General features: G+C 67.2%; 18 protein-coding genes. 10 read left to right on the top strand and 8 right to left on the bottom strand.

Annotated features, from left to right (window positions below; all coding sequences use genetic code 11):
• Positions 1-83: 83 nt before the first annotated feature.
• Positions 84-551, bottom strand: coding sequence for a peptide-methionine (R)-S-oxide reductase MsrB (msrB, locus tag AC2A1N_RS01900; RefSeq protein WP_005415117.1), 468 nt, complete (start codon positions 549-551; stop codon positions 84-86).
• A 140-nt stretch (positions 552-691) separates the two neighbouring features.
• Here msrB and AC2A1N_RS01905 point away from each other — a divergent pair, with 140 nt between their 5' ends.
• Both AC2A1N_RS01905 and AC2A1N_RS01910 read left to right on the top strand, forming a co-directional pair.
• A complete protein-coding gene (locus tag AC2A1N_RS01905; protein WP_484371361.1) occupies positions 692-1,063 on the top strand; it encodes a classical arabinogalactan protein 4 in 372 nt (123 codons plus the stop codon).
• A gap of 142 nt (positions 1,064-1,205) precedes the next feature.
• Entirely contained in the window at positions 1,206-1,385 is a 180-nt protein-coding gene (locus tag AC2A1N_RS01910; RefSeq protein WP_061478635.1) for a hypothetical protein, read from the top strand.
• 50 nt (positions 1,386-1,435) lie between these two features.
• Here AC2A1N_RS01910 and AC2A1N_RS01915 read toward each other — a convergent pair whose 3' ends face one another.
• Positions 1,436-1,915 (bottom strand): winged helix-turn-helix transcriptional regulator, encoded by a 480-nt coding sequence (locus AC2A1N_RS01915; protein WP_005407919.1) that lies wholly within the window; start codon positions 1,913-1,915, stop codon positions 1,436-1,438.
• 149 nt (positions 1,916-2,064) lie between these two features.
• Between AC2A1N_RS01915 and AC2A1N_RS01920 the strand changes: the two genes are divergently transcribed.
• Both AC2A1N_RS01920 and alr read left to right on the top strand, forming a co-directional pair.
• The gene (locus AC2A1N_RS01920; protein ID WP_061478636.1) at positions 2,065-3,369 is read left to right on the top strand and encodes a D-amino acid dehydrogenase; all 1,305 of its coding nucleotides are present in this window, start codon (positions 2,065-2,067) and stop codon (positions 3,367-3,369) included.
• Positions 3,348-4,415, top strand: coding sequence for an alanine racemase (gene alr, locus AC2A1N_RS01925; protein ID WP_061478637.1), 1,068 nt, complete (start codon positions 3,348-3,350; stop codon positions 4,413-4,415). The genes AC2A1N_RS01920 and alr overlap by 22 nt, the downstream gene beginning before the upstream one ends.
• 95 nt (positions 4,416-4,510) lie before the next feature.
• Here alr and AC2A1N_RS01930 read toward each other — a convergent pair whose 3' ends face one another.
• Entirely contained in the window at positions 4,511-5,074 is a 564-nt protein-coding gene (locus AC2A1N_RS01930) for a DUF3016 domain-containing protein (protein WP_061478653.1), read from the bottom strand.
• Positions 5,075-5,318: 244 nt separating this feature from the next.
• On the opposite strand from AC2A1N_RS01930, the gene AC2A1N_RS01935 reads away from it, so the two are divergent.
• Positions 5,319-7,307, top strand: a complete 1,989-nt coding sequence (locus AC2A1N_RS01935) for a hybrid sensor histidine kinase/response regulator (protein ID WP_005415123.1) — start codon at positions 5,319-5,321, stop codon at positions 7,305-7,307.
• A 43-nt stretch (positions 7,308-7,350) separates the two neighbouring features.
• Entirely contained in the window at positions 7,351-7,644 is a 294-nt protein-coding gene (locus tag AC2A1N_RS01940; protein ID WP_019660923.1) for a DUF3247 family protein, read from the top strand.
• Positions 7,645-7,770: 126 nt separating this feature from the next.
• Here AC2A1N_RS01940 and AC2A1N_RS01945 read toward each other — a convergent pair whose 3' ends face one another.
• A complete protein-coding gene (locus AC2A1N_RS01945) occupies positions 7,771-8,034 on the bottom strand; it encodes a hypothetical protein (protein ID WP_005415125.1) in 264 nt (87 codons plus the stop codon).
• Between the two features lie 158 nt (positions 8,035-8,192).
• Between AC2A1N_RS01945 and AC2A1N_RS01950 the strand changes: the two genes are divergently transcribed.
• Genes AC2A1N_RS01950 through AC2A1N_RS01960 form a run of 3 tightly spaced genes read left to right on the top strand, consistent with a single transcriptional unit; the run spans position 8,193 to position 10,635 of the window.
• A complete protein-coding gene (locus tag AC2A1N_RS01950; protein ID WP_061478638.1) occupies positions 8,193-9,257 on the top strand; it encodes a class I SAM-dependent methyltransferase in 1,065 nt (354 codons plus the stop codon).
• The gene (locus tag AC2A1N_RS01955; protein WP_111201840.1) at positions 9,254-9,955 is read left to right on the top strand and encodes a pseudouridine synthase; all 702 of its coding nucleotides are present in this window, start codon (positions 9,254-9,256) and stop codon (positions 9,953-9,955) included. The genes AC2A1N_RS01950 and AC2A1N_RS01955 overlap by 4 nt, the downstream gene beginning before the upstream one ends.
• Complete coding sequence (locus AC2A1N_RS01960) at positions 9,952-10,635, top strand: HAD family hydrolase (protein ID WP_061478640.1); 684 nt, start codon at positions 9,952-9,954, stop codon at positions 10,633-10,635. Before AC2A1N_RS01955 ends, AC2A1N_RS01960 begins: the two co-directional genes overlap by 4 nt.
• 128 nt (positions 10,636-10,763) lie before the next feature.
• On the opposite strand, the gene fabB is transcribed toward AC2A1N_RS01960, so the two are convergent.
• Both fabB and fabA read right to left on the bottom strand, forming a co-directional pair.
• On the bottom strand, positions 10,764-11,972 hold the full coding sequence (gene fabB, locus AC2A1N_RS01965; RefSeq protein WP_005415129.1) for a beta-ketoacyl-ACP synthase I: 1,209 nt from the start codon (positions 11,970-11,972) through the stop codon (positions 10,764-10,766).
• Complete coding sequence (gene fabA / locus AC2A1N_RS01970) at positions 11,972-12,487, bottom strand: 3-hydroxyacyl-[acyl-carrier-protein] dehydratase FabA (RefSeq protein ID WP_005415130.1); 516 nt, start codon at positions 12,485-12,487, stop codon at positions 11,972-11,974. Before fabA ends, fabB begins: the two co-directional genes overlap by 1 nt.
• A gap of 190 nt (positions 12,488-12,677) precedes the next feature.
• Here fabA and dinB point away from each other — a divergent pair, with 190 nt between their 5' ends.
• On the top strand, positions 12,678-13,772 hold the full coding sequence (dinB, locus tag AC2A1N_RS01975) for a DNA polymerase IV (RefSeq protein WP_111201842.1): 1,095 nt from the start codon (positions 12,678-12,680) through the stop codon (positions 13,770-13,772).
• A 312-nt stretch (positions 13,773-14,084) separates the two neighbouring features.
• On the opposite strand, the gene AC2A1N_RS01980 is transcribed toward dinB, so the two are convergent.
• Both AC2A1N_RS01980 and AC2A1N_RS01985 read right to left on the bottom strand, forming a co-directional pair.
• A complete protein-coding gene (locus AC2A1N_RS01980; RefSeq protein WP_242894360.1) occupies positions 14,085-14,996 on the bottom strand; it encodes an MBL fold metallo-hydrolase in 912 nt (303 codons plus the stop codon).
• 65 nt (positions 14,997-15,061) lie between these two features.
• On the bottom strand, positions 15,062-15,700 hold the full coding sequence (locus AC2A1N_RS01985; protein WP_154350177.1) for an NAD(P)-dependent oxidoreductase: 639 nt from the start codon (positions 15,698-15,700) through the stop codon (positions 15,062-15,064).
• Positions 15,701-15,795 lie beyond the last annotated feature (95 nt).

Consider the following 15,795-nt stretch of genomic DNA (forward strand, 5'->3'; position numbering starts at 1 on the left):
GCAAGGAGAGGGGATATCTCCTTGTCGGCCCGTCGCCCGGTTTTCTGAAGAGGGAATTCTGTGAAATCGGTCAGCGGGGTGTTTCAGCCCGCCACGCCGCTTTCGGCGCCGCCACGCTGCAACGGATCGGGCCAGGGCTCGCCATTGCCGGTGAACGAAAGTGAGACGGAGTTCAGGCAGTGGCGCTCGTAGGTGGGCGGCGGGCCGTCCGGGAACACGTGGCCCAAGTGGCTGCCGCAGCGCGCGCAGGTGATCTCGGTGCGGACCATGCCATGGCTGGTATCACGGATCTCGCGCACGTGCGCCGGGTCAAACGGCGCAAAGAAGCTGGGCCAGCCGGTGCCGGAATCGAACTTGGTGCTGGAGCGGAACAGCGGCAGCGCGCACAGCCTGCAGCAGTAGACGCCCTCACGCTTGTTGTCGAGGAACACGCCGCAGAACGGCGCCTCGGTGCCGTGCTGCAGCAGCACGCGGCGCTCCTCGCTGCTGAGGCCGGCGATCAGCGCCTCGGTCTGGGTGGCAGTGGGGGGCGTCAGGTCGAAGGCAGTCATGGCGGCGCTCCGTGGGGTCGATGGCCTGGGGATGGCGGAAAACGTGGGGGTGAAGACGCGACCTTGCAAGTGTGATGGCCGTTCATGGGCGGCACACAGGGGCAGGCGCAAGGTGAACGCGATCCACGCCGGAGCGCGCCATGAAACCGATCCTTCCCCTGTTGCTGGCCCTGTTGCCCATCGTGGCGCCGGCGCAGGTGCCGACCGTCGACCCGACTGCGACCCGCAGCGCGACCACCGTGGCGCCGCAACCCGTGGCACCACCGCCACAGGCTGCCCGCCCGCAACCGCAGGTGCTGCCGTCGCCGCAGCCGGCGCAGCCGATCAGATCCACCGGTCCGGCCCGGGTCGCGCCGGCGCCGGTGCCCAAGCCGGCCGACAAGGTCTATGACCGCAATGGCCGCATCGTTCCGGGCGTGCGCCCGGCCGGCCCGAACCGCGTGTTCGATTCTCGCACCGGCCGCTATTACGACAGCGTGCCGGCCGGCGATGGGCAACAGATCAAGCGCTGAGTCCGGGGCCACCAAGGTTGGCTGCTACCTGGCGCTGAGCGGGCTGAACGCACGAAAACAACATCCAGCCGATCACTGCTTTTTCGCCTGCGATTAACCGTTCCGGGACCACCGTGGCCCTGCGTCGGCATCCCGCCGCCGCATGTCCTTCGTCCACTGGATCGCGACCATGAAAAACCAGCAGAACCGTCATCCCGGCAAGGAACCGCAGGGCCGCAACCCGCAGCAGCAACAGCAACAGCAACAGATGGAGCCGCAGCTGCCGCACAAGGGCGGCAAGCAGCAGGAGCAGCGCTCGCAGAAGCATCCGCAGCAACGCTGACGGATCCGGCGTCGGAGCCCGCGTTGCGGGCTCTGACCTGATCGCCGGCTTCAATCCGGAATCGGCAGGCTCAGCGTCTCCTTCACCTCTTCCATCACGATGTAGCTCTTCGACTCACGTACATGCGGCAGTGTCAGCAACGTGCTGCCGAGCAGCTTTCGGTAGGAGGCCATTTCACTGATCCGTGCTTTCAGCAGGTAATCGAAGTCGCCCGACACCAGGTGGCATTCCAGCACGTTGGGCAGCTTCAGCGCGGCGCGGCGGAATTCCTCGAAGATGTCGCCGGACTTGTAGGCCAGGCTGATCTCCACGAACACCAGCAGGCTGGCCTTTACCGCGGCCGGGTCGAGGTGGGCGTGATAGCCGGTGATTACCCCTTCGCGTTCCAGGCGGCGTACCCGCTCGGTGCACGGGGTGGTCGACAGGCCGACCCGCTCGCCCAGCTCGGTGAAGGAGATGCGGCCTTCGGCCTGCAGGATGCGCAGGATCTTGCGGTCGATCTTGTCCAGTTCGCGGGTACGGGTGGCCATGGCCGTCAACCTTGGGGAATGAATTGCAGGAGAACATCCTGCCGGTTGATTTCAATTCAGGCAAATCAACTGGTATTGGCTGTCTATACTTCCCCAATTATGGCCCCGGCACGCTCCAGTGCAGGGAATGATCGGGTTGGAGAAGTCCCATGCGAGTCCTAGTTCTCGGCAGCGGCGTGATCGGCACTACCAGTGCCTGGTACCTGCGACAGGCCGGGTTTGAAGTCACGGTCATCGACCGCCAGCCCGGCCCAGCGCTGGAGACCAGCTTCGCCAATGCCGGCCAGCTGTCGTTCGGCTACACCTCGCCGTGGGCGGCGCCGGGCGTGCCGAAGAAGGCGATCGGCTGGCTGTTCGAGAAACACGCGCCGCTGGCGATCAAGCCGGGCATGGACCTGGCCCAGTACCGCTGGCTGTGGCAGATGCTGCGCAACTGTACCCACGAGCGTTATGCGATCAACAAGGCGCGCATGGTGCGCATGTCCGAGTACAGTCGCGACTGCCTGAACGAGCTGCGCGCGCAGATCGGCATCGAATTCGAAGGCCGCGACCTGGGCACCACCCAGTTGTTCCGCACCCAGCAGCAGCTGGATGCCTCGGCGCAGGACATCGAGATCCTGGCCCAGTACGGCGTGCCGTACGAGGTGCTGGACCGGGCCGGCATCATCCAGGCCGAACCGGCCCTGGCCCACGTCGATGGCCTGGTCGGCGCGCTGCGCCTGCCGCGTGACCAGACCGGCGACTGCCAGCTGTTCACCCGCCGCCTGGCGCAGATGTGCGTGGATGCCGGCGTTGAATTCCGCTTCGACCAGGACATCACCGGCCTGGAGTTCGATGGCGACCGCATCACCGGCGTGCGCATCGACGGCAAGCTGGAAACCGCCGACCGCTTCGTGGTTGCGCTCGGCAGCTACTCACCGGCGCTGGTCGCACCGCTGGGCATGCGCCTGCCGGTGTACCCGCTGAAGGGTTACTCGCTGACCCTGCCGATCACCGACCCGGCGATGGCGCCGACCTCGACCATCCTCGATGAGAGCTACAAGGTGGCGGTGACCCGCTTCGACGACCGCATCCGTGTCGGTGGCATGGCCGAAGTGGCCGGCTTCGACCTGTCGCTGTCGCAGCGCCGCCGCGAGACCCTGGAACTGGTGGTCAGGGATCTCTATCCGAAGGGCGGCGACCTGTCGCGCGCGCAGTTCTGGACCGGCCTGCGCCCGGCTACGCCGGACGGTACGCCGGTGATCGGCGTCACGCCGTTCCGCAACCTGTACCTCAACACCGGACACGGCACGCTGGGCTGGACCATGGCCTGCGGCTCAGGCCGCTACCTGGCCGACCTGATGAGCGCGCGACAGCCGCAGATCAGCACCGAAGGCCTGGATATTTTCCGCTACGGCCAGTACGGTCACGCGCCGCAACACGAGAACCGCACATGCGTCCTGCCCGCGCGCTGATCGATCTGGACGCCCTGCGCAGCAACTACCGGCTCGCCCGTGAACTGGGCGGTGGCAAGGCCCTGGCGATCATCAAGGCTGATGCCTATGGGCATGGCGCGGTGCGCTGTGCGCAGGCGCTGGAGGGCGAGGCCGATGGATTCGGCGTGGCCACCATCGAAGAGGCACTGGAGCTGCGCAAGGCCGGCATCCGTGCGCCGATCCTGCTGCTGGAAGGCATCTTCGAGCCCAGCGACATGGCGCTGGTGGCCGAGCATGACTTCTGGTTCGCCGTCGGTTCGCCGTGGCAAGTGGAGGCACTGGCGGCGTTCGACAGCCCGCGCCCGTTGACGGTGTGGCTGAAGCTGGACAGCGGCATGCACCGCCTCGGCCTGGACGTGGACAGCTTCCGCGCCGCGCATGCACGCCTGTCGGCGCTGCCGCAGGTCGAGCGCATCGTGCTGATGACCCACCTGGCACGTGCCGACGAACTGGACAGCGAGCGCACCCGCGAGCAGGCCGCAACCTTCGCGCGCGCCATTGATGGATTGGAGGGCGAGACCAGCGTGTGCAACTCGCCCGCGCTGCTGGGCTGGCCGGAGGTGCGCAGCGATTGGGTGCGCCCGGGCCTGATGCTGTACGGCGCCAACCCGCTGCCGGATGACACCGCGTTGACCGCGCGACTGCGCCCGGTGATGACGATGCAGTCCAAGGTGATCGCCGATCGCTGGATTGAAGCCGGTGAACCAGTGGGATATGGCGCGCGCTTCGTGGCCAAGGCGCGCACCCGCGTGGGCGTGGTCGCGCTTGGCTATGCCGACGGTTACCCGCAGTTCGCCCCGAACGGCACCCCGGTGCTGATCGACGGCCAGCCCGGCGGGCTGATCGGGCGCGTGTCGATGGACATGTTGACGGTGGACCTGACCGCGCATCCGCAGGCCGGCATCGGCAGCGTGGTGGAGCTGTGGGGTTCCGCGCCGACGCTGTCAGAGCTGGCGCCGCGCTGTGGCGTCAGTGCCTACCAGCTGCCGTGCGCGGTCAAGCGCGTGGCGAAGGTGTACGTGTAGAGCCGAACCCACGCTCGGCTTCCGTAGCGGCCGACCCTGGTCGGCGCTGTGAATCCGTGTCGACCAAGGTCGACACCTGCCGATGGGCCTACGGCCTACCGTGCTGCGGTGGCCTGCGCTGTCAGCTGCCGCTTCACCCAGTCGTCGATCAGGCGCTTCTCGTAGCGCAGTGGATCGCTGTCGCTCTTCAGGCCGATGTTGTGCAGGTAGCCGGTATCGCTCAGGCGCGCGTCGCCCTCGCTGACGATGCGGCCGCTGGCGTCCTTCAGCGTGTACTGCAGGCTGATCCGCGGTGGGTAGATGTCGCGCATGATCCGGATGTCGCGACCGCGCGGGCCGTGCCACGGCTCGTAGTCACCGGCGCGCTTGATGTCGACCAGGGTCACATCAAGCGTCTGTCCCGGTTGCAGCGGTTTGGCGGCAGCGGTCTGCAGGTAGCGTGCCAGCTGCTGCACCCAGTCGCCACGCTCGGCTTCGAAGCGGTTGGTACTCTGCCGGATCTCGGTGAATTGGGCCGGATCGTCCCACTTCACGCTGACCGGGCCATCGGCCTGCAATGCGCGGGGAGCTTCCGGGTCGGTCACGGTGCGCGGGGCCGCGCTGGCGCCGCCCGCCGCCAGGGCGCCTGCCAACAGGGCAATCGCGAGTGAGCGTTTCATCACGGTCTCCTGCGTCCCCTCGATGGGGGCGATGTTGATCACAGATCGAGTGTGATCCTGCTTCCCGGTATCGGCAATGGCCGCATGCGTCGTCTGCAAGAGCGGTTGCCGCCAATTCATCGACGTCAACCATGACTGACGGCGCTTGACGCTGTGAATACGCCCTTTGGAACATGCTGTGCCTCCAACCTGGCCTGCACAGACACCCTTGTCCACACTGCCGCCCCTCGTGGAGCGCCCACCGATGACGGTGCCGGCGCCCGAACCCGACCTGCATCATGGCGTGCTTGAGCGCATCAACGCCGGTTTCTGCGTGATCCAGGTGCTGTTCGAGGGTGATCGTGCGGTCGACTACCGCTTCATCGAAGTCAACGATGCCTTCGAGCGCCACACCGGGCTGAAGGATGCGCGTGGAAAGCGCATGACGGCGCTGGAGCCCGGCCATGAGCAGGACTGGTTCCGCATCTATGGCGAGGTCGCACGCAGCGGCCGCCCGGCCCAGTTCGAGATGGAGGCGCGTGCGCTGGGCCGCTCGTTCGCGGTGGATGCGGTGCGCGTGGGCCGGCCGGGCGAGGACAAGGTCGGCATCCTGTTCTTCGACATCACCGCACGCAAGCAGATGGAAGTGGAGCTGGGCGAAAGCGAAGCCCGCTTCAGCGCGCTGGCCGACGGCCTGCCGATGCCGGTGTGGGTGCTGGACGAGCGCGGCCATGCCCGTTTCGTCAACAGTGCCTTCAGCGAGTTCTTTGGCGGTGACGAGACGCGCGTGCCGGAGGACGTCTGGCGCGGCCTGGTGCATCCGGACGACGCATCGGTCTTCGAGTACGAACTGCAGGAAGCATTGAAGGCGCAGCGCTCGATGCACGCGCTCGTGCGCGCACGCCGTGCCGATGGCCAGTGGCGCTGGCTGGAGATGAACGCCCGCCCGCGCTTCTCGCGCATGGGCCGCTTCATCGGCCTGGCCGGCAGCAGCCCGGACGTGACCGAACGCCGCGAGATCGAGCTGGCCCGCGAGGAACTGCTGCAGTCCGAGCGTGCCGCGCGCAGTGCTGCGGAAAACATGGCGCGGCTGAAGGATGAATTCCTGGCCACGCTGTCGCATGAGCTGCGTACGCCGTTGACCACCATCCTCGGCTGGAGCGAATTGCTTCTGCAGCGCGTGGACAACACCAGTCCGCTGTACAAGGGCCTGAACGTGATCGCCAACAGCGCCGGTGCGCAGAAGCGGCTGATCTCGGACATGCTCGACCTCAGCAGCATGCTGCTGGGCAAGGTGCAGCTGGAGGTGGAAGTGCTGGACCTGTGCGCGGTGCTGGGTGAGGCGATCGGCGCGCAGGAACTGGTGGCCGAAGGCAAGGCGCTGGACGTGCACCTGCAGCTGCCCACGCAACCCAGCCTGGTGCTGGGCGACGCCACGCGCCTGCAGCAGGTGTTCTGGAACCTGCTCTCGAACGCGATCAAGTTCACCCCGGCTGAAGGCCGCATCGACCTGCAGCTGCGGGCCGACGGCAACTACTGGGAGATCACCGTGCGTGACAGCGGTGATGGCATCGCACCCGAATTCCTCAATCATCTGTTCAGCCGCTTCCGCCAGGCCGACGGCACCACCACCCGCCGCCATGGCGGCCTGGGCCTGGGCCTTGCGATCGTGCAGCAGCTGGTCGAACTGCATGGTGGCACGGTCACTGCGGCCAGCGAGGGCCACGGCCACGGCGCGACCTTCACCGTGCGCCTGCCCCAGCATGTTCCCGATGCCGAACGGCGGCCGCTGCGCGAAGTGATCAGCGGGCCGATCCTGGAGCCGGTGATCGTCGAGCCGTATCCGCTGCGCGGCATGCATGTGCTGGCGGTGGAAGACCAGCCGGAAGTGCTGGAGTACTTGCGGCGCATGCTGGAAGAGCAGGGCGCCAGCGTGTCTGCGGCCAGCTCGGCCGGCGAAGCGCTGGCATTGCTGGCCGACACCGGCCACCTGCAATACCACGTGCTGCTGACCGACATCGGCATGCCGGGCATGGATGGCTATGGGCTGGTGCGCACCTTGCGCGAGGACATGGGCGTGGATGCGGCGACCTTGCCTGCGGTGGCGGTGACTGCACTGGCGCGTGCCGACGACCGTCGCCGCGCGCTGGCCTCGGGCTTCCAGGAGCATGTGGCCAAGCCGTACTCGGTAGCGCAGCTGGTGGCTGCCGTGCGCAAAGTGCAGGTGCCGCGCGCGGACAGCGCGCTGCACTGAACATTCACGGCCGATCGGCGACCCTGCAGTCAGGAGGTCGCCGATGTCCCGTATAGCTCCACGTATCCACACCGATCCGGCGCAGATCGCGCGCCTGGAAGCCCTGCTGCCGCAGCTGGATGGCGAAACGCAGGTGGAACTGATTCTGCACGATGGCCGCCGCCTGCTCGGCACGGTGGCGGTGAGGCCAACTGTGCAGCAATACCGCAACGCCGCTGGTGATGAAGGCAGCAACGGCCAGTTGCGCCTGGATGACTACGACACGCCGGTGCAGCAGCACCATGTGTGGCTGGATGAAATCGCCAGTATCAACCGCCTGCCACCCAAGGCGCCTTGATCCGAAACGCCGTCGGCGTGGCCTCGAACCGCCGGTTTGATCCTGATGTAGAGCCGAGCCCACGCTCGGCTGTGGTCTGCGCGGCTGCGCCGTCGCCCGAGCGTGGGCTCGGGCGCTACAGATGTGTCAGTGCTCGAACAACGTCGGCGTCGCCTCGAATCGACGTGCGTACGCCCGCTCCTCTGCAACCCTCGCCACCTCGTCATCAGCCAGGTCCGGCGCGCCGTACACCGCATAGGCCACGCTGCCGTCGGCACCATGACCGATCTGGTGCAGCCGGTAGCGCGAGTGGCCGCCGCCGGTATCCTCGGGGTAGTGCACGGGCGGATGGCTGCCTTCCAGGTCCATTTCACTGTTGTCGACCACGCCACCGACGAACAAGGCTCGCATGCAGGTTCTCCTGGGTTTCCGGGGGGAGCCTCTACCCTGAACGTTTCAATGTTTCTGGCGGATCAAGGCCCCGTTCGGGTTTCGCAAAGCGGGCCGCCGGGGCCGGCCCGGCCAAGCCGGTACAATGGACGGCCCTCACGCTTGAAGTACCCGCGCCGATGGCCTCCAGCGACGACGCCCCCCTGCAGACCCTGCTCCTGCCGTTCTCCCAAGGCGCCCTGCGCTGGCCGGAGGGCCCGGTGGCCTTCCTGCGTGCCCGCGATGGCTGGCCATTGCGCGAAGTGGCCGGCAACCGCGAGGTGCACTGCGAACAGAGCTTCGCCCCGTTCGCGCAACCGCTGCAGCAGGCTGCCGGCTGGACCGTCAGCGGCCAGCTGGATGACGCGGCCGGCAAGGGCCGCTACCCGTTGGTGCTGGTGCTGCCGCCGCGCCAGCGCGAAGAAGCCCGTGCGCTGTTCGCCCGTGCGCTGGCGCTGGTCGCCGATGGCGGCCGCATCGTTGCCTGCCAGTCCAACAACGAAGGTGCGCGTTCGGGCGAGGGCGACCTCAAGCAGTTGGCCGGCCTCGGTGGCTGCCTGACCAAGAACCACTGCCGCGTGTACTGGACCGCCCCGCTGCAGGGCCAGCACGACGTTGACCTGGCCAAGCGCTGGTCGGCGCTGGATGCGGTGCGTCCGATCGTGGGCGGTCGCTTCCTCAGCCGCCCGGGCGTGTTCGCCTGGGATCGCATCGATCCGGCGTCGGCGCTGCTGGCCGAGCACCTGCCGGCCGACCTGGCCGGACGCGCCGCCGACCTCGGTGCCGGCTACGGCTATCTGTCGCGCGAACTTCTGGAACGCTGCCCGAAGATCACCGCGCTGGACCTGTACGAGGCCGAGCAGCGCGCACTGGCGCTGGCCGAGCTCAATCTGGCGCCGCCGCCGCGACCGCTGCCGCTGCGTTTCCTGTGGCAGGACGTCACCGCCGGCATCGAGCCGGGCTACGACGTCATCATCAGCAACCCGCCGTTCCACACGCCTTCGCGCGCTGACCGCCCGGACATCGGCCAGCGCTTCATCGCCGTGGCTGCGCAGGCGTTGCGCCCGGGCGGGCGCCTGTACGTGGTGGCCAACCGCCACCTGCCTTACGAGCACACCCTCAACGACAGCTTCGGCGCGGTGCGCGTAATCGCCGAGCGCGACGGTTTCAAGCTGGTGGAAGCCGTGAAGGGGAAGGGCAAGTGAAGCTGGTCAAGCACATCGCCAACCTGGGCTATGGCAGCCGCAAGCAGGTGCAATGGATGTTCCGCGAAGGCCGCGTCACCGACGCCGATGGCGAGGTGCTGTATGCCGACGACCAGGTGCCGCATGACGCCATCCGGGTCGATGGCGAGCCGCTGGACCCACCGCCGGGGCTGTCGATCGCGCTGCACAAGCCGGCTGGCTACACCTGTTCGACCAAGGACACCGGGCGCCTGATCTACGACCTGTTGCCGCCGCGCTTCCGCGACCGCGATCCGGTGCTGTCCACGGTTGGCCGCCTCGACCGCGAGACCAGTGGCCTGCTGTTGCTGACCGACGATGGTGGCCTGCTGCACCGGATCATCTCGCCGAAGTCGAAGCTGCCGAAAGTCTATGAGGTCGAGTTGAGCGAGGACCTGCGCGGCAACGAGGTGGCGCTGTTCGCCAGCGGCACGCTGATGCTGGAATCGGAGAAGACGCCCCTGCTGCCGGCTGAACTGGAAGTGCTGGATGCGCGCCGTGCGCGGCTGGTGCTGCACGAAGGCCGCTACCATCAGGTACGCCGCATGTTCGCCGCCACCGGCAACCACGTGCAGGCCCTGCACCGCAGCCGCGTCGGCGGGCTGGACCTGCAGGGGCTGGACGAAGGGCAATGGCGGCAGCTCACCCCTACCGACCTGGATACGCTGTTCGCTCCATGACCCCCATCGCTGCGCTGCCGTTTCTTCCCGACGCCGTCATCTTTGACATGGACGGCCTGATGATCGACAGCGAGCGTGTCTCGCTGGCCTGCTGGGGCCAGGCCGCCGATGAATTCGGGCTGGGCCTGGACGAGGCGGTGTTCCTGCGCATGGTCGGCCTCGGCGACCGCGATTCGCACGCGCTGCTGCGCGCGCAGGGCATCGAGGACAGCGTGATCGATGCGGTGGCCGCACGTTGCCACGACCTGTACGAGGCACGCACACAGACCGGGTTGCCGTTGCGTCCGGGCATCCTGGAACTGCTGGAGCTGCTGAAAGTGCACGCGGTACCGCGGGCGGTGGCCACCACCACGCGGCAGCCGCGGGCCAACCGCAAGCTGGCCGCTGCTGGCCTGCTGCCGTATTTCGATGCGGTGATCACCAGTGGCGACGTGGCGCGGCCGAAGCCGGCGCCGGATATCTACCTGCTGGCCGCGCAGCGATTGGGGCAGGTGCCCGGGCGTTGCCTGGCGCTGGAGGATTCACCGGCCGGTACGCGCGCGGCGCTGGCGGCCGGCATGACCGTGATCCAGGTGCCTGACCTGGTGCATCCGGATGAAGAGCTGCGTGCCCTGGGACACCGCATCGTTGGATCCCTGGTGGACGCGCACGCGCTGCTGCTGCCGTTGCTGCCGGGGTAACGGTGGGTGCCGACCGTTGGTCGGCCCAGTGCCCCGGTAGGTGCCAACCTTGGTTGGCACTGAGCCGAGCATGGCGCGGCTCTACATCCGTGGGTGGGTGCCGACCGTTGGTCGGCACACCTGCCCCATCACACCCGTCCGAACACCAAGGCGGCGTTTGTGCCACCGAAGCCGAAGCTGTTGGACATCACCGTATCCAGTTTCTGCTCGCGGCTCTCGCGCAGGATCGGGAAGCTCTCCACCTTCGGGTCCAGCTCGCCGATGTTGGCCGAACCGGCAACGAAGCCATCGCGCATCATCAGCAGGCAGTAGATCGCCTCGTGCACGCTGGCTGCACCGAGCGAGTGCCCGGACAACGCCTTGGTCGAGGACAGCGGCGGCACCGCATCGCCGAACACTTCGCGGATCGCGTTGAGCTCGGTGACATCGCCCAGCGGGGTCGAGGTGCCGTGGGTGTTCAGGTAGTCCAGCGGGCGATCGACACCCTGCAGCGCCATCTTCATGCAGCGCACCGCACCTTCGCCGGAGGGCGCCACCATGTCGGCACCGTCGGAGGTGACGCCATAGCCGATCAGCTCGGCATGGATGTGGGCACCGCGTGCGACGGCGTGGTCGTAATCCTCCAGCACCAGCATGCCGCCGCCACCAGCGATGACGAAGCCGTCGCGGTCCTTGTCGTACGGGCGCGAGGCGCTGGCCGGGGTTTCGTTGAAGCTGGTCGACAGGGCACCCATCGCATCGAACATCACACTCATCGACCAGTGCAGGTCTTCGCCACCGCCGGCGAACATGATGTCCTGCGCACCGTGCCGGATCATGTCCGCAGCGGCGCCGATGCAATGCGCCGAGGTCGCGCAGGCAGCCGACAGCGAGTAGCTGACGCCCTTGATCTGGTAGGCCGTGGCCAGGCAGGCCGAGACCGTCGAGCACATCGTGCGCGGCACCATGTATGGGCCGACCTTGCGCACGCCACGTTCGCGCAGCAGGTCGACGGCACCGATCTGCCATTCGCTGGAGCCGCCACCGGAACCGGCGATCAGGCCGGTGCGCAGGCTGCTGACCTGCTCGGGGCTGAGCCCGGCATCGGCGATGGCATCGCGCATGGCCAGGTAGGCGAAGGCCGCCGCGTCGCTCATGAAGCGCTTCTGCTTGCGGTCGATCAAGGCGTCCAGGTCGAGGTCGACGCGGCCACCGACCTGGCTGCGCAGGCCTGCTTCGGCGTGGTCGGCCAATGCGGTGATGCCCGAGCGTCCTTCACGCAGCGCGGCCGAAACGGTATCCAGATCATTGCCGAGGCAGGACGTGATGCCCATGCCGGTGATGACGACGCGACGCATCAGAAGCTCCCGGTTTCGGTGAACAGGCCGACGCGCAGGTCGCGCGCGCTGTAGATTTCGCGGTCGTCCACGTACATGCGGGCGTCCGACTGGGCCATCACCAGCTTGCGGTTGATGACCCGGCTGATGTCGATCTCGTAGCGTACGAGCTTGGCGTCCGGCAGTACCTGGCCGGTGAACTTCACCTCGCCACAGCCCAGCGCGCGGCCCTTGCCGGGTGCACCCAGCCAGGTCAGGAAGAAGCCGGTCAGCTGCCACATGGCATCCAGGCCCAGGCAGCCTGGCATCACCGGGTCGCCGATGAAGTGGCAGCCGAAGAACCACAGGTCCGGGCGGATATCCAGTTCGGCGCGTACCATGCCCTTGCCATGCGGTCCGCCGTCCTCTCGGATGTCGGTGATGCGGTCGAACATCAGCATCGGGTCGTTGGGCAAACGGCCGGCGGCGGTGCCGAACAGTTCACCGCGTGCGCTGGCCAGCAGCTGTTCGCGGTTGAACGCGTGGAGACGGGTCATGAAGCACAATCCTGGAAGCGGAGAACAGGGAAACAAGCGCCCGAGAATGCCCGTGGAAACTGCGCCGATCAAACATTTCAACCGTACGCAACCGTAGTGTTTTCAAGGGAATACGCGCATCCTGTTGATGTGCAACGACCATACTTCGGCGTGTGGCCCACCCGGCCCGGCCCCGCCTTTTCCACCTGACATGACCCGACTGCGCAAGATCATCCACGTTGACATGGACGCGTTCTACGCGTCGGTGGAGCAGCGCGACGATCCGTCACTGCGCGGCAAGCCGGTGGTTGTGGCATGGCGCGGCGCACGCTCGGTGGTGTGCGCGGCATCGTACGAGGCACGCGTGTTCGGTGTGCGTTCGGCCATGCCGGCAGTGCGGGCCGAACGCCTGTGCCCGGATGCGATCTTCGTGCCGCCCGACTTCGCACGTTACAAGGCGGTGTCACGCCAGGTGCGCGAGATCTTCCTGCGCCACACCGACCTGGTTGAACCGTTGTCACTGGATGAAGCCTACCTGGACGTGACCGAGCCGAAGAGCGGCATCGAACTGGCGACCGACATCGCCCGTACCATCCGCATGCAGATCCGTGAGGAGACCAACCTGACTGCTTCAGCTGGGATCGCGCCGAACAAGTTCCTGGCCAAGATCGCCTCGGACTGGCGCAAGCCCGATGGCCAGTTCGTGATTCCACCGCAGCGGGTGGACGCCTTCCTGCTGCCGTTGCCGGTAAGCCGGGTGCCTGGCGTCGGCAAGGTGATGGAAGGCAAGCTGGCCGCGCGCGGCATCGCCACCTGCGGCGACCTGCGGCAGTGGGCACTGATCGATCTGGAAGAAGCGTTCGGCAGTTTCGGCCGCAGCCTGTACAACCGCGCACGCGGCATCGACGAGCGGCCGGTGGAACCGGACCAGCAGGTGCAGTCGATTTCCTCGGAGGACACCTTCGCCGAAGACCTGCTGCTGGAAGACCTGACCGAGGCCATCGTGCAGCTGGCAGAGAAGACCTGGAAGGCGACCCGCAAGACCGAGCGTGTCGGCCATACCGTGGTGCTGAAGTTGAAAACCGCGCAGTTCCGCATTCTCACCCGCAGCTTCACCCCGGAACGTCCGCCGGAGTCGATGGAAGAACTGCGCGACATCGCACTGGCCCTGCGCGCCCGCGTCGACCTGCCGGCGGAGACGCGCTATCGGCTGGTGGGTGTCGGGCTGGGTGGCTTCCGCGAAAAGGAGCCGGTGGTGCAGGGGGAATTGTTCGAGCACGACATGAACAAACCCACAGATACCTAATCATCAAACAGTGGGGTCAGAGCCCGTTGCGCAGCAACGGGCTCTGACCCCGTGCCGACCAACGGTCGGCACCCACCATCAGCAGCAGGTTCCGACAGATAGCGGGAAACTGTCGAAGGCGGGGTGGGTCCGGTTGCGGGGGCGTGAGCCGCATGGATGCGGCGACCGAGCTTACATGGACGTACTTGCAGCGCCCCCGCAACCGGACCCACCCCGCCAACCCTCAGGAGACCAGCTTTTGCTGTTGCTTCGGCTGTTGCCGTTGCATTGGGCAGGTGCAGGGCGCAGCCCTGCAAAAGAAAACTCCCTACCTCATGGCCACTGCATCTCGCCCTTGGCTACCTTCGCACTCAGCTCCAGCGACGCCACACCGGCCAGCGTCGGGTAGCGCGCCTGCATCGCCTTCACCAGTGCCGCACTGTCCTTGGCCTTTGCCGCCTCGGCGTCGAACGCGCGGATGTAGTCCGCAGTGAAGCGCAGCGCACTGGCATCCAGCGCCGCACCCGGCGCGTAATGCCCCGGTACCACCACCTTCGGCTTCAGTGCCTGCAACCGCTGCAGGGTCTGCAGCCAGTCAGTGTGCGACTTCGGCGTCTGCGTGTCGGCCATCCACACGTGCTCACCTGCTACCACCGGAATGCCGCCGACGATCGCGCGCAGCGACGGTACCCACAGCACCGTGCGGTCCGGGGTCGGGCCATCCAGGCCGATCAACGGCAGGCGCTGGCCTTCCAGCTGCAGGGCATCGCCGTCCAGTACCTGCGGCACCACGATGCGTGCCGGCACGTCGGCGCCCATCTTCGGTCCCCAGTAGGCCAGCTTGCCGGCCTGGGTCTGCTGGATGTGGGCGACGGTCTGCGCAGTGGCGACGATGCGTGCCTGCGGGAAGGCATCCTGCAGGGTGGCCAGGCCGAAGTAGTAGTCCGGATCGCCGTGGCTGATGTAGATCGTGGTCAGCTGCTTGCCACTGGCGCGGATCCGTTCGACCAGCTTGCGCGCGTCGCTGGCGCCGAACTGCGCGTTGACCAGGATCGCGTCATGGCGGCCTTCGATCAGCACCGAGGATACCGAGAACATCGCCTGCGGGCCGGGATGGAAGGTCTGCAGGTGCAGTCGTGATTTCGTCGCGGTGGTCGGCGCCGCGGTGGCCGGTGCGGCCAGCAGCGGCGCACTGGTGAACGTGGCGGCCAGGGCGAGGGGAAGCAGCAGGGCAGCGGTACGCATGGGGAATTCCTTGTGTCGGATAGGGAGCCGAGCGTGGGCTTGGCCCTACAGGGCTCGCGCGTCGATCAATACGCGGCCGTGATGATCTGCTTCGGGTACTGGTGCGCTTCCAGCTCGGCGACGAACGCGGCGCCGTAGTCGGCATAACTGATGCGGCTGTGGCCGCTGGCGTCGGCCAGGAAGGCCTTGGGCTGCACACGGTACTGGCCGCGCTCTTCGCCCGGGCCGATTTCGGCGGCCGGCGAGAAGAATGTCCAGTCCAGGTCGTCCACTGCCTGCAGGCGGTTGAATGCCTCACGATGGGCCAGCGCGTACGGCTTGTAGGCTTCCGGGAAGTTGGGGGTATCGACCAGCTGCACGCCCGGCGCGACTTCCAGGCTGCCGGCGCCACCCACCACCACCAGGCGCGGTACGCCGGCCTTGCGCGCGGCGGCCGCCAGCTGCGCGGCGATCTCGCCCACGCGGCCGATGTCATCGCCCGGACGCGGGCCGTAGGCGCTGGCCAGCACGTCGTGGCCAGCGATGGCGGCGACCAGCGCGTCCTGGTCATCCAACGAGGCGATCACCGGATGGGCACCGGCCAGTTCGGCCGGAAGGTCCTGCGCGCTGCGCACGATGACGGTGAGTTCGTGGCCGTGGGCCAGCGCGTGGCGGGCGATCTGGCGGCCGATGTTGCCGGTGGAACCAACGAGGGCGATCTTCATGGCAGGACTCCGTGGGGCGATGTGGGCTGGGAATGGGGCCACTCTAGGCCGCTGCAGTCGCTCGAAAAACAGCGTATAACGCGCTTGTTTGTTGC

It is taken from the genome of Stenotrophomonas maltophilia group sp. SKK55 (assembly GCF_057179845.1).

Coding starts and splice junctions, on each gene's coding strand:
- AC2A1N_RS01930 (WP_061478653.1), bottom strand. CDS start 5,074: ATGAAACGCTCACTCGCGATTGCCCTGTTGGCAGGCGCCCTGGCGGCG.
- AC2A1N_RS01905 (WP_484371361.1), top strand. CDS start 692: ATGAAACCGATCCTTCCCCTGTTGCTGGCCCTGTTGCCCATCGTGGCG.
- fabB (WP_005415129.1), bottom strand. CDS start 11,972: ATGCGTCGCGTCGTCATCACCGGCATGGGCATCACGTCCTGCCTCGGC.
- AC2A1N_RS01920 (WP_061478636.1), top strand. CDS start 2,065: ATGCGAGTCCTAGTTCTCGGCAGCGGCGTGATCGGCACTACCAGTGCC.
- AC2A1N_RS01950 (WP_061478638.1), top strand. CDS start 8,193: ATGGCCTCCAGCGACGACGCCCCCCTGCAGACCCTGCTCCTGCCGTTC.
- fabA (WP_005415130.1), bottom strand. CDS start 12,487: ATGACCCGTCTCCACGCGTTCAACCGCGAACAGCTGCTGGCCAGCGCA.
- AC2A1N_RS01980 (WP_242894360.1), bottom strand. CDS start 14,996: ATGCGTACCGCTGCCCTGCTGCTTCCCCTCGCCCTGGCCGCCACGTTC.
- alr (WP_061478637.1), top strand. CDS start 3,348: ATGCGTCCTGCCCGCGCGCTGATCGATCTGGACGCCCTGCGCAGCAAC.
- AC2A1N_RS01960 (WP_061478640.1), top strand. CDS start 9,952: ATGACCCCCATCGCTGCGCTGCCGTTTCTTCCCGACGCCGTCATCTTT.
- AC2A1N_RS01935 (WP_005415123.1), top strand. CDS start 5,319: ATGACGGTGCCGGCGCCCGAACCCGACCTGCATCATGGCGTGCTTGAG.
- AC2A1N_RS01985 (WP_154350177.1), bottom strand. CDS start 15,700: ATGAAGATCGCCCTCGTTGGTTCCACCGGCAACATCGGCCGCCAGATC.
- AC2A1N_RS01915 (WP_005407919.1), bottom strand. CDS start 1,915: ATGGCCACCCGTACCCGCGAACTGGACAAGATCGACCGCAAGATCCTG.
- msrB (WP_005415117.1), bottom strand. CDS start 551: ATGACTGCCTTCGACCTGACGCCCCCCACTGCCACCCAGACCGAGGCG.
- AC2A1N_RS01940 (WP_019660923.1), top strand. CDS start 7,351: ATGTCCCGTATAGCTCCACGTATCCACACCGATCCGGCGCAGATCGCG.
- AC2A1N_RS01945 (WP_005415125.1), bottom strand. CDS start 8,034: ATGCGAGCCTTGTTCGTCGGTGGCGTGGTCGACAACAGTGAAATGGAC.
- dinB (WP_111201842.1), top strand. CDS start 12,678: ATGACCCGACTGCGCAAGATCATCCACGTTGACATGGACGCGTTCTAC.
- AC2A1N_RS01910 (WP_061478635.1), top strand. CDS start 1,206: ATGTCCTTCGTCCACTGGATCGCGACCATGAAAAACCAGCAGAACCGT.